Raw genomic sequence first — 12,234 nt, 5'->3', positions numbered from 1 at the left:
GCTTTACGCCCGCTTCTTTGGAAACTCGCAATGATCCCCCGCCGCTTTGTAAAGAAACCTGCTAATTTTCGGCCGGCACTGAAAGACCAGCAGGCTTCGCCCCCTAACAACCTGACCACTCAGAAAGCCCAGGAAAACCAGGCAGCCGACTTGATTGCCAAAGGGGCGACAGAACGATTCCAGCACTTCGCGGCAGGAGCATCGTCCAGTATTCCCGCACTTCGCTTCGATCACAAAGAAAACTGCCTGCATAAGGCGATCGCCGGCGGACACATGGCCATCGCGTGTTTTTTGCTCGATCCCACTAATGGCTGGGCAACGAGCTTAGTCAATCACAGAGATATTTATGGGAGAACTCCGCTTCGATATGCCGTGGAGGCGCCCTCGCGAATCAGTGTCGACTTGATCGATAATTTGTTAAGCGGCGGGGCCAAGGATGACCTGTCTGAAATGCTCGCGCATTGCGTCATGCAAGCAAGCCATGAGCGGATCAGTGAACGACTGATCGCGGCCGATGCAAAACCATCCTATGCCATGGCCCGGCTATACAACCTACCCATGCAGTCCCGCGCGCATGTGCACGAAGCGGTTACCTTTCTAGGCAGTCGGGGAATTGACAATGCATTGATGTTTCAATATGCGATCGCTCAGCGTATGCACCGGGCGGTAGAGTTGATGGCGCTCGTGGGCCACAACTGGTCCGAACAGCTGATGCTAGCAGCCGAGAGGCTGGATTCAAGCACCGTGCAGTTCTTGCTGCAAAGTGGCGTGGACTACGCAAGCGTACTGACGAAGCTGATCACGAACCAACCCGGGTGGTACGGACCTGATTCGGCTAGGACTTATGCCCTCGCTTCACTTAGCAAAGGTCGAGAAGATTCCAAATTGCCCCCAAGGTGGGAAAGAGAAGCGCTGTTTTGGTTCGACCAGCGCGGTATGTCTACGGCTGTACGGAAATTGCGTCAATGGAATCCTAGTACCCCGCTGAGCCTGCGCGATATCGCGCAGTGCTCTGTTCACACGATAAAAGAACTCCAGAAACTTGGCGTAGTGCCCGAACATGCGCTGGAAACCGTGGTCCATCACGGCAATCTGGCACTGGCACAAAAACTCGTGGCAGCCGGCGTACCTACCGCCGCACTACTGGAACGGCTGCAGAACGACTCCGATCCCGCACGCAGATTGAGCAACGCCAAAGCGGTGCGACTCCTGGTTCTCGCTGGAGCCGATCCCAACTTGCTTGACGATGACCAGCGCCAAGGCTTTCGGAAGCTAATCCAGAGGGTCAGTCAGTCGAGCGGCGACGACATCGTCAGACGGATGATTAACGCTGCGAATGAAAGCGCTGCCGATGAACTAAGCATGCTCATTCACGATCCGAAAAATACGGGTATGGCGGTGAGGGCTCTCAAGACTCTGGTCGACTTAGAGCGGCCACGTGTGGCCGCGATGCTTATTACATGCGGCCTGGACGCCGCCGACGCACTCATAGCGACAGTGAGTGTAGCGGAACCGGACTGGGGGCAGGCCAAGGGTTTGATTCAGGCAAGTGAAGCCATCAGATACCCAGACGAGTCTGAAACCGATCTACTTACCTACGATCCTGAAAGACACTCGCTTCAGAACCAAGTGTTGTTCGCGTTGACGCTGAAGGACCAATGGGATCTGGCCGCGAAATTCATACCCAACCTGACCTGCGGATCATGGGCGCTGCTGGAGTCCGCCCTCAGGCACGACGCCGAGCGCGCGAAACGGTTGCATGAAATCGGCGCGGATATCTGTCGTGCGTTTTTCATCGCGCTACAAACCAAACGATACGAAGCCGCCGCGCGGCTGATGTCATGGATGCCCTACAAAGTTTATGATGCACAGCTGCGGGCGTACAAGGCACTCACCGAGCCCTATGTCCGTGCACTGGCTCAAGATTGCCTGATGTTACGCGGTGCCAACATCACCGCGACGCTGCTGCTGACCGCCCACTTGGGGCTGGAGGAAGCAACAAGACGGCTACTGAGTCAGCATCCGGAGGCGGGCAAGAATGCCTTAATGGAATTGAGTGGTAACCCGCCTCGCCACGACGTCAGCGCGAAGTTGCAATTCCTGTTGAAAGCGGGCCTGGATCCGTATCCGGTGGTATTCGAACTAGCAACCAACCCCTTTAACGCCACCAATTTGACAAGGCTAAACAATCTTGCCGCACTCGGGCTCACGGCCGCGCGTGACGCGCTGCAAGGAAACATACTCAAACCCTGACGGGCGTCGCCCGTCCCCGCACGGATCGGTGCTGATTGTGCGTCTGTGGCAGCAGAAATGCCGCCTGCCGGTCGGCGCCACCACACGACGACGTGCTGAAAAAGAACGTGCCACCGCGCCGTCAATCTAGTTGACGTAGCAACTATCTCATCGATATGATCCGCTCCACGGACCACCATAGAAGCGGCGCGAGTCCTGCAGCCGCCGGGCCCTTTGCCCAGGAGCGATCGATGACGAGTCTGACCGGCGTTACCCCTGTTTTGCGTAAACTGCTTCAATGTGTGGTGGGCTTTGGACTGGCGGCCGGTATGGCGCCGGCTATGGCCCAGGCGCTAGGCGCCCAGGCCGATTTTCCGGCCAAGCCCGTAAAACTGATCGTCCCCGCCCCGCCCGGCGGTGCGGGGGACACCTCGGCGCGTGCGATTGCGCGACACATGTCGCAGACGCTGAATCAGCAAGTCATCGTCGAGAACAAGCCCGGCGCGGCGACGACCATCGGCTACAAGAATCTGGCGAATGCCGCGCCCGATGGCTACACCATCGGCCTGGTCCCGCTGGCGGGCGTGGCGATTGCCAGCGTGACCTATAAGGACCTGCCGGATATCGAACGCGATTTCTCGGCCGTGGCCGGCATGGCCGACGCACCGCATATGCTGGTCGTCCCGGCGTCGCTGGGCGTGAAGTCCGTCAAAGAACTGGTGGAACTGCTGAAAAGCCGTCCCGGCCACTATCACTACGCGTCGCAGGGAGCCGGATCGTTGTCCCATATCGAGTCAGCAGTGTTTCTGGACGGCGCTGGCGTGTCGGCATCGCATGTCCCCTACAAAGGCAGTTCCGAAGCGATACCCGGATTGATCACCGGTGAAACCAGCATGATGTTCGACAGCGTTTCGTCGGTGCTACCCCATGTTCGCGCCGGCAAGCTGGTGCCCCTGGCCACCGCGGCCAGCAACCGCGTGCCGCAGTTGCCCGACGTCCCCACCATGGCTGAGCTCGGCTATGACCTGAAGGCCGACAACGCTTTCGTGCTGCTGGCGCCGGCCAATACCCCGCCCGCGAACCTCAATGTGTTGACCGACGCCGTGCGTCAAGCTGTCGCCAACGACGAGGTGATCGCCACCTTGCAGAACAGCGGCATAGTGGCCCGCTTCACCTCCCCCGAAGAACTTCGCCCGCAACTCGCGAAAGAATTCGCCCTGTGGCCGAATCTCGCGAAAAAGCTGGGAACCGCATCCAACTAAGCCGATATTTACTTCAGGAATCAGCATGGCTTCATTTGACGGCTCGCAGTGGGCCTTTCCCTATACCTCGCAACGCATGCCGGTACTGGCTGAAAACGTCGCGTGCACGGAACAGCCCCTGGCCACCCAGGCAGCGCTGCAGGCCCTGGCTGCCGGCGGCAACGCGGTCGATGCGGCCGTGGCCGCTGGCATCGCGATGACAGTGGTCGCTCCGTGCATGAACGGTATCGGTGGGGATTTGTTCGCCATTATTTGGGATGGCGAACAACTGCACGGCCTGAATGCTTCCGGGCGCTCGCCGCAGGCTTGGACGCCGGAGTATTTTTCGAAATACGAACAGATGCCGTCGCGCGGCTGGGATTCGGTGACGGTGCCTGGCGCTGTCTCGGGCTGGGTGGCGCTATCCAAGCGATTTGGCAAGCTGCCATTCGCGGATCTGTTCAAAGCCGCGATCCGCTATGCGCGGGATGGCTATATCGTGACACCGATCGCCAGCCGGCAATGGGAAACCCAGATCGCCGATATCAAACACATCCCCGGATTCGTCGAGGCCTTTGCGCCCGGCGGCCATGCGCCCGCCCCGGGCCAGCGTTTCATTTGCCCCGGCCAGGCCGCTACCCTGGAGGAAATCGCCCGCAGCGAAGGCGAGTCGTTCTACCGTGGCGCTTTGGCGGACCGCATAGCGGCCTATGCCCAGGCAACAGGCGGCGCCCTCACCCGTGCCGATCTGGAAGCGCATGAGGTCGATTGGGTACAGCCGATCTCGCAGCGTTATCAGGACATCGAGCTACACGAAATCGGCCCCAACGGCCAAGGCATTGGCGCGCTGATGGCGCTGGGCATGCTCGACGCCTTCGGCGCACCGGGTCTGCCGGTCGATTCCACGGAGTACTTCCATGCGCAGATCGAAGCCATGAAGCTGGCGTTGGCGGACATGCATCGTTATGTCGCCGATCCCCGCTATATGAATGAAGTCGATGCCCAGGCGCTGTTGAATCCGGCGTATCTGGCCTCGCGGGCGCAAGAAATCGACCCGGCGCAAGCCCGCTATCCCGGTCCCGGGCTGCCATTAAAAGGCGGTACCACCTATCTGACCACGGCCGATGCCAGCGGCATGATGGTGTCCTTCATTCAGTCCAACTTCAAAGGCTTCGGCTCGGGACTGGTCGTGCCCGACACGGGTATCGCGCTGCATAATCGGGGCTGGGGCTTTAATCTGCTGCCTGGTCATCCTAACCAGGTCGGCCCGCGCAAGCGTCCGTTCCACACCATCATCCCCGGCTTCTTGATGCGCGATGGCAAGCCGCTGATGAGTTTTGGCGTGATGGGCGGATCCTTGCAGGCGCAAGGTCACATGCAGGTGACGGCGCGCATCGCGCACGGCCAAAACCCACAAGCCGTGATCGATGCGCCGCGCTGGCGCATTCTGGAAGACAACGTCACTGTGCTGGTGGAATGGAACTTCCCGAGCGATGTGGTTGCCGCCCTGCGCGAAAAGGGCCACAAAATCGAAGTGGCGCCCCGCTTCTCTGACGAGTTCGGCGGATCGCAGGCGATTGCCCGTTTGGTGGATGGCTACCTGGGCGCGTCGGACCACCGCAAGGACGGTCACGCCGGTGGCTGGTGATTGACGCCGGCGTACGATGAGCGGGCTCAGCCCCGCTGATCGTGCGCTTCTTGCAGCATCACCTCGGCCTGCTGAATCAGCGTTTGCAGGGCTTTGTCGAAGGTCTGCAACTGATTTCGGCTCAGGCAACTGGCAAGGCGCTCTTGCCGCGCCAGACTAAGCGGCATGCCGCGCTTGAACTTCTCCCGGCCTGCCGCGGTCAGGCGTACCAGAACGCGGCGCCCGTCGGTAGGGCTGACGCCGGTGGCCACGAGCTTCTTTTCGAGCAGCTCGGCCACCGCGCGGCTGACTTGGCTTTTGTCATATCGGCAAAAATCGGCGATGTCTTGTACCGATTGCGGCCCGCGTGTGGCGATGCACAGCACCACGCGCCACTGACGCACGGATAGGCCCAGGTCCGATTCCAGAATCACTTCGATGCCACGATTCAGCAGCTGACTCAGCGTCAGCACACGATAGGCCAGCAACTGGGTCGGATCGATCTCGGGGTCTTCCGGTTTCTTGGTGCGAGATGCCGCCATGGTGTCTCCAACATTGATTGACGGGGAAATGATACAGGGAATGGCTTGTGGCCTCGCGATGCGATCACGCCAAGCGCTGCACCATGGTTTTAATGACGGAGTGAATGATTGCCCTCAAGCAACGAGACTCGCCTGCCATCGTCGCCGCGAGGTCGGGCTGCGCCGCGATGAGGCGGGTATTCTCGGCTTGCGTTTCCGCGTAGAGGGCCTCGCTCTCGGGCAGCACCTTGCGCAGCAGGCTATCCATGATGCGTTGCGCGGTGCCTCGATTCAGATGCAAAGCCGCTCCGGCTTCCAACAATAATTTTCGGTCTACTTGTGCAAACTGCCGGACATCCAGCAGGGGCCATGCCAGCTGCGTCGTGTTGGGCCAGCCGGTCTTGTCGAATGCCGGCGTATCGTAGGCCGCGACGCTGAGCAGATCGTAAAACGGCGCCAGCTGCACCCCATCGTGCGAGACGAGAAAGCTCAGGTTCTTGAGATGGGCGTCGGCATTGCCGACCAGCACATTGAACACCAGCCATCCATAGAGCCGGGCGCGCGCGACGGCGGGGCTTCTGCATGCGGCGGCCAAAGCGGCGAGGTTCTCCATGCGCCCTTCGGAATACTTGAAGCTGCGATCCAAGCCCAGCAGTTGGCACGCGTCGATCGCATGTCGCCGGTGCCAGCCGTGTGCGTCGGCGACTCGATCGAATCGATCTATCAGATACACCGGCGACGGCACGTAGCGCCGGTGCACATCGGGCACGATGAGGCCGAGGCGACGGGCCAGGCGCATGACGAACCATTCGTTAATGACCGAATGCGCATAGTCTTCGTCGGGGTGGTCGGGCTTGAGGATATGCGTCGATGGCGTGGCACCCGCTGGTTCGTATAACGCGTCGTCACGCAGGACCACCGCCAGCTTGTGTTGTGCACCCGCGAGTGACATGCGTTTGACGGCGCCTTGGGTCAAGGGGACTTTCGGAAGATGGCGGATGCGGATGTGCAGGGCATCATCCGGTAGCGGGCGCAAGGGTACGGGTGCATCCAGCGTGCGCCCGGGCGGCAACAAGGTCAGCGATCCCGCGGATTCCGCCCCGTACCAGGCCAGCAGTCCAAATGCATCGGCCGCCTGCAGCCGCGCGTCCTGCGCGAGGAGGATGCGCTGGCCTTCCTCGGGTAGCAGGTTATCGAAGTACCACTGCACCGGGCGCACGGAGGCGCCATCGATGAGGGGGTCGAGCGACAGAGGCAGGTGCGGGCTTAAGGGGAAGTGACGCGGATCATCGAGCCATGCGCGGGCATAACGAAAAGACCAGAGGCCGTTGACTTCCTCCAGGGTACCGACCTCGTTCTGGTCGATCGAGGCGATCAGCGATCGCGCCGTCACGGTTGTTTCCCGGTGCTGATCGCGCGGGCCAGGTCGGTGGCCACGGAGTCGGGCACGTCCACGATGACACGCACGCCCAGGCCTTCGAGGACCTGGAAAAGCTTGCCCCATTGGACCGAGTCGCTGCCGCGCTCGACTTTGCCGAGAAAGTTTTCGCTGACGCCTATACTGCCGGCGGCGTCGTCCTGGCGGATTTTTTGCGCCTTGCGGGTGGCGCGGACGACGGCGCCGATGGCGGCGGCGTTGTGGATGGTAATTTGCATGGCGTCCTCACGTTTGTGAGGATTTTGCTTGATTGGGAGGAATATGGCAACAGAATCCTCGTGACCGTGAGGATTACGGAATCCGCTGGATCTATGTGCATATAATCCGCAGAATCATAAGGATTTTCCAATACAGAAAAGCAAAAGAAAACCGCCATCCCCGAAGGAAATGGCGGTTCTCATCATTCCATCGAAGGACGCCAAGCGCCCTCCATACCGCGTGGGATTAACGCAGCAGCGACAGAACGCCTTGCGGCACTTGGTTGGCTTGAGCCAGAACCGAGGTACCAGCTTGTTGCAGGATCTGAGCGCGCGTCATGTTGGAGACTTCGACTGCGTAGTCGGCGTCTTCGATACGCGAACGAGCTGCGGACAAGTTGTTGACGGTGTTGTTCAGGTTAGCGATCGTCGATTCGAAACGGTTCTGGATCGCGCCCAGGTGGCTGCGCAGATCGTCGACGGTTTGCAAAGCCTTGTCCAGCGCGGCGAGAGGATTAGCGGTACCAGCCAAGCCAGCCTCGACATCGGTGGCGTAGTCAGCTTTGGCGGCGGCCCACCCGTCAGCGTCGAAGTCGATGGTAACTTTGCCATATTCGGCTGCGTCCGCATCGAGTTCGATATCGGCAGCGTCGATTTTGTACATGTTGCCGTTGGCGTCGCGCAGCGCATAGTTTGCACCGTTGTTGTAGCTGTGCAGCGTCAGACCTTCGGGCACATCGCTACCGGCGCTCGTGTCAATCTCAACATCTTTGGTGACCACGCCACCGCTCGTGCCCGACGTTTCCTTGAGCTGAGTAATCGCGCCGCTCACGCCGCTGACGTTGAAGCCCTTCAACTCCAATGTCGTCGTGTCGATACGCTTGAGCTCGATATCAATCTTCTGATTGTCGTGCGCGCCGACTTGGATCGTCAGGGAGGTAGCATCGTCACCCAGAACGTACTTGCCGTTGAACTGCGTTTCCTTCGAAACGCGATCAATTTCGTCCATACGCTCTTGGATTTCGTTCTGGATCGAAGCCTGATCTTCGGCCGAGTTCGAACCGTTTTGAGCTTGCACCGTCAGTTCACGGATGCGTTGCAAGTTGCTGTTGATTTCGTTCAGCGAGCCTTCGGTCGTCTGAGCAATCGACACGCCGTCGTTTGCGTTACGAGCAGCTTGCGTCAGACCCTTGATGTTGGCGGTGAAGCGGTTTGCAATCGCTTGACCAGCAGCGTCGTCCTTGGCGCTGTTGATGCGCAGGCCCGACGACAGGCGCTCGATGGCGCTGCCCAAGGCCGAAGCCGAGCGGTTCAGGTTGGTCTGCGAGTTCAGCGCCAGAATGTTGGTATTGATAACGGCCATGGTGGGCTCCAGAAAAAATTTTGGACTACATCCGAAAGCCTCAATAATCAGGCTTCAAGGAGGTTATCGTCGGGAGCCTGGAAATGTTTAGGTCGGCAGTTAAACTTTTTTATGCGTTCAGCAAACCAACGAAAGTGCTGTCTCTTCTGGCATCGCCGTCCAATGCATCTCGTTCAACGCGGCCCGCAGGCGCAAAACGGCTTGCGTCTTTATTTGAGAGATGCGTCCTCGGCTCAGGTTCAAGACCTCGCTGATCTCGGCAAAGTTGAGATCTTGCTCATAGGCAAGATGCAGCACCAGCTTTTCTTTTTCCGGCAGGCTCGCAATGGCTTGAACCAGGCAATGCTTGAACTCACCGCTTAGCAACGCATCCAACGGCGTGGCGTCTTCGCTGACCAGGCTATCGAGCATGCCGCCATTCGCCGCGCTGGATTCGCCGCGATCCCCTGTCAGGTCCTCGTAATGCACAAGCTGGATACCTTGGGCGTCATCAAGCAGACTATGAAAGTCCTCGGTGCTGATACCCAAGTGTTCGGCTATCTCCTGATCGGTCGCGCTGCGCCCCAGTTCCTGTTCGAGTGACTGCATAGCCGATTCGATCTGGCGCGAACGCGCGCGCGCGCTGCGTGGCAGCCAGTCCTGCCGGCGCAGCTCATCGAGCATCGCCCCGTTGATGCGGGTAATCGCGTAGCTGGTGAACTGTGCGCCCCGCCCTTTCTGATATTTCTTCGCGGCATCGAGTAGCCCGATCATGCCAGACTGGATCAGATCGTCGAGCTCGACATTGGCGGGCAATTTCGCCGCCAACTTCAGGGCCAGCCGACGAACAAGAGGCGCGTGCTCTTGGATAAGAGCTTCGGTGGGCGATGTCATGCGTGGATGAGGCTCGTGTATACCGACGAGCATTATCCGGCGGGCGTCGGATCGGCTTCTGGCAGAGATAAGGCCTGTTTAGTCGGCAATTCGCGCGTTTACTGGCGTCCAGTCGAAAAACCGGGGCTAAATAATCTTGAGCCGGTGCCGTAAATAGGAGGTGGCGCCTGGCGCGATATGAATCTTTGAATTGGCAGGGTAATTGACTGCTTTCGCGTCGATCATGCTTGATACGCCCGCGAGAAAATTCCAACTGTTAGGAGAACTTCATGGCTATTTCATCGATCGGCGTGGGCTCGAATCTGCCTCTGGCGGAGCTGCTGGACAATTTGCGTACCAGCGAGGAGTCAAAACTGACCGCGATCACCACGCGGCAAAAGAACGTCGACGCCCGGATCTCCGCCTATGGCCAGCTCAAGAACGAACTCACTAACGTGAGCACCGCAGCCAAGGCATTGCTCGAGGACGCCTTTGACAGCATGAAGGCGACCGTCGTCGGTTCGGACTTCACGGCCACGGCCACGACCGGTGCCTTGGCCGGCGACTACCGCATCAAGGTCAACACGCTGGCCACGACGCAATCGCTGGCGATGACGGGTCAGGCCAGCCGTACGGAAGGCATAGGCTCCGGCGGCAAGATCAGCTTCACCATCAATGGGCAGACCAAGGAAATCGACCTTGCCACTACGGGCACGTCGTTGAACGACATTGTCGGGGCCATCAATGGGCAGGAAGATTTAGGTGTACGCGCTACGATCCTGAATAACGGCTCCGACGCGCCCTATCAGCTGATTCTTTCCACCACTAAGACGGGCACTGACGCCGCCGTGACAAGTATCTCGGTCAGCGGCAACACCGAACTCGACACGTTGATGAAGTTCGGTTCGGAAGACTCCACCGTCACGGAATCCGCAGCTAGCAACGCCTTGCTGGAAATCAACGGCGTTTCGATTTCTTCGCAAAGCAATACCGTAACCAACGTCCTCGACGGAGTAACGCTCACGCTAAAAGGAACCAGCGAAGCTGGCAATTCATTGAGCGTATCCGGCGACTCTCAGGGCGTGAAAGACGCGATCAAAACCTTCGTTGACCGCTATAACGAAGTGCTGAAGAAGGTCAAACAAGTCACCGCGTTCGACGTCGAGAACCAGACCATGAGCGCGCTCACCGGCGACTCGCTTGCCCGCAAGATCCAAACTCGCATGGGCGACATCCTGAACACCACATCCGGTTCCGGCGCCTTTAGCATGCTGTCACAGATCGGGATTCGTACCGATCCGATATCCGGGCAGCTGAAGATCGATGATGCCGTACTCAGCAAAGCGCTCACTGAAAAGCCCGTTGACGTTCAAGCCTTGTTCCGTGGTGACTCAGGGGTGGCAGCTAAGGCGATGGCGATCACCGAAGCGTTCACCGACGCCAAGGTGGGCCTGCTGGTGACGGCATCGGAGGGGGCATCCAAACAGCGCAAAGATCTGGATCGTCAATACACGAGCGCGCAAGCACGCATTGACGCGCAAGTCGAGATCTATCGCAAGCAATTCGCCGCCATGGACGCCATGGTGGCTCAGATGAACACGACAAGCTCGTATCTTACCCAACAACTATCTCTACTGGGATCACAAAAATCATGATGACGACACCGCTACGCGGCTCTCGCCGGCTAGCCCACTCGTATGCCACGGTAGGGTTGGAAACATCTGTACGTAGCGCCTCGCCCGTGAAATTGATCAGCATGCTGTTCGATGCTGCTCGCTCCTCCGTCACCAAGGCTCAGTTTCACCTCGAAGCGGGCCAAGTGCCCGAGCGCGGCGCAGCCATCTCAAAAGCGCTGGACATCATTCTGCACGGCTTGAAGGCAAGCGTGGATGAGTCGCAAGGCGAAGTCGCCAAGAGCCTTATCCTCAGCTATGACCTCATGGCCCATCACCTGTTGTTGGCGAATGTCCAAGCCAACGCGGAGCATCTCAATACCGTGCTCGCGATGCTGGATGATCTGTCTAGCGCCTGGAACGCGGCGACGGGCCAACTGCAGGCATAATCCCAGCATCGGGCACGCATCAAAGCGTCGACATAATCAATACGAAGGCCGACTATTAACAAGCAACAACCAAGTCAGGCCCACGAGACTCCCACCCAGACCCCTATGCCAACCACTTCCGCTTCCCTATCTGAAAGCTCCGTCATCGCGATCTATCAACAGATCGTCACCATCACGGGTGCGATGCGCATCGCAGCGCAAGACCAGGATTGGGACCATCTGATAGAACTGGGTCAAGCCTATTGCAGCACCGTGGAAACGTTGCGCGGCATCCCGGCCGCACAGCTCGCAAGTCTGCAAAACCGGGAGGACCGCGCGCAATTATTGCGGCAGATACTGAACAATGATGCCGCGGTGCGCGACCTGGCTATGCCCGGGCTGGCTCGACTGGGCCAAATGCTGGTGCAACTGAATAAGCAAAAGTGCATGCTGCGCGCTTACGGCACGCCCTCCGGAAGCATGTTGCAGTGAAGCTATCCGGCCTCAATACCTTGCTCGTGCAGCGTATTGAGTCCGCGCTCGGCATTCCCCTAGCCGCACATACGCAGCTGGCGAAGGCCGGGCGCGGGCGCGCGGTATCGCCCGCGGCGGCCGCGTCTACGGTACCTGCCACCGAATCCAGCACCGCGAAGCTCGGCTTTGCGCAAACAATCGCGGCCAAGCAGCCGGGGCAAGCCAACGCCCCCGCGCGCCATCTGGCC

At 59.3% G+C, this 12,234-nt stretch carries 12 protein-coding genes; 7 read left to right on the top strand and 5 right to left on the bottom strand.

Features of this window, described 5'->3' with window-relative positions; translation table 11 throughout:
* Window positions 1-30: 30 nt before the first annotated feature.
* The 3 genes from GOQ28_RS01090 to GOQ28_RS01080 all read left to right on the top strand — a co-directional run bounded on the left by GOQ28_RS01090 (window position 31) and on the right by GOQ28_RS01080 (window position 5,121).
* Complete coding sequence (locus GOQ28_RS01090) at window positions 31-2,253, top strand: hypothetical protein (protein WP_160355088.1); 2,223 nt, start codon at window positions 31-33, stop codon at window positions 2,251-2,253.
* A gap of 230 nt (window positions 2,254-2,483) precedes the next feature.
* Window positions 2,484-3,494, top strand: a complete 1,011-nt coding sequence (locus GOQ28_RS01085) for a Bug family tripartite tricarboxylate transporter substrate binding protein (RefSeq protein ID WP_236844176.1) — start codon at window positions 2,484-2,486, stop codon at window positions 3,492-3,494.
* A 25-nt stretch (window positions 3,495-3,519) separates the two neighbouring features.
* Window positions 3,520-5,121 (top strand): gamma-glutamyltransferase family protein, encoded by a 1,602-nt coding sequence (locus GOQ28_RS01080; protein ID WP_160355087.1) that lies wholly within the window; start codon window positions 3,520-3,522, stop codon window positions 5,119-5,121.
* 26 nt (window positions 5,122-5,147) lie between these two features.
* Here the strand turns inward: GOQ28_RS01080 and GOQ28_RS01075 are convergent, their stop codons facing one another.
* From GOQ28_RS01075 to GOQ28_RS01055, 5 genes are all read right to left on the bottom strand, one after another.
* Window positions 5,148-5,642 carry a MarR family winged helix-turn-helix transcriptional regulator gene (locus GOQ28_RS01075; protein ID WP_160355086.1) on the bottom strand — a complete coding sequence of 165 codons (495 nt, stop codon included), beginning with the start codon at window positions 5,640-5,642 and terminating at the stop codon, window positions 5,148-5,150.
* A gap of 64 nt (window positions 5,643-5,706) precedes the next feature.
* Entirely contained in the window at window positions 5,707-7,014 is a 1,308-nt protein-coding gene (locus GOQ28_RS01070) for a HipA domain-containing protein (RefSeq protein WP_336603714.1), read from the bottom strand.
* Window positions 7,011-7,277 carry a helix-turn-helix domain-containing protein gene (locus GOQ28_RS01065; protein ID WP_160355084.1) on the bottom strand — a complete coding sequence of 89 codons (267 nt, stop codon included), beginning with the start codon at window positions 7,275-7,277 and terminating at the stop codon, window positions 7,011-7,013. Before GOQ28_RS01065 ends, GOQ28_RS01070 begins: the two co-directional genes overlap by 4 nt.
* A gap of 226 nt (window positions 7,278-7,503) precedes the next feature.
* Window positions 7,504-8,619, bottom strand: a complete 1,116-nt coding sequence (locus tag GOQ28_RS01060) for a FliC/FljB family flagellin (protein ID WP_160355083.1) — start codon at window positions 8,617-8,619, stop codon at window positions 7,504-7,506.
* 117 nt (window positions 8,620-8,736) lie between these two features.
* A complete protein-coding gene (locus GOQ28_RS01055; RefSeq protein ID WP_160355082.1) occupies window positions 8,737-9,492 on the bottom strand; it encodes an RNA polymerase sigma factor FliA in 756 nt (251 codons plus the stop codon).
* Window positions 9,493-9,761: 269 nt separating this feature from the next.
* On the opposite strand from GOQ28_RS01055, the gene fliD reads away from it, so the two are divergent.
* The 4 genes from fliD to GOQ28_RS01035 all read left to right on the top strand — a co-directional run.
* Window positions 9,762-11,126 carry a flagellar filament capping protein FliD gene (gene fliD / locus GOQ28_RS01050; protein ID WP_160355081.1) on the top strand — a complete coding sequence of 455 codons (1,365 nt, stop codon included), beginning with the start codon at window positions 9,762-9,764 and terminating at the stop codon, window positions 11,124-11,126.
* Window positions 11,123-11,533, top strand: a complete 411-nt coding sequence (gene fliS / locus GOQ28_RS01045) for a flagellar export chaperone FliS (RefSeq protein ID WP_160355080.1) — start codon at window positions 11,123-11,125, stop codon at window positions 11,531-11,533. The genes fliD and fliS overlap by 4 nt, the downstream gene beginning before the upstream one ends.
* A gap of 105 nt (window positions 11,534-11,638) precedes the next feature.
* Entirely contained in the window at window positions 11,639-12,004 is a 366-nt protein-coding gene (locus GOQ28_RS01040; protein WP_160355079.1) for a flagellar protein FliT, read from the top strand.
* The coding region (locus tag GOQ28_RS01035; RefSeq protein ID WP_160355078.1) for a hypothetical protein at window positions 12,001-12,234 on the top strand (234 nt) is incomplete at its 3' end. The genes GOQ28_RS01040 and GOQ28_RS01035, both read left to right, overlap by 4 nt.

Origin of the sequence: Bordetella sp. 02P26C-1 (assembly GCF_009763255.1) — a bacterium.
Classification (GTDB): Bacteria; Pseudomonadota; Gammaproteobacteria; order Burkholderiales; family Burkholderiaceae_B; genus Bordetella_A.
Note: the sequence above shows the minus strand (reverse complement) of the source record. Positions and strands in the feature narration are given on the sequence as shown.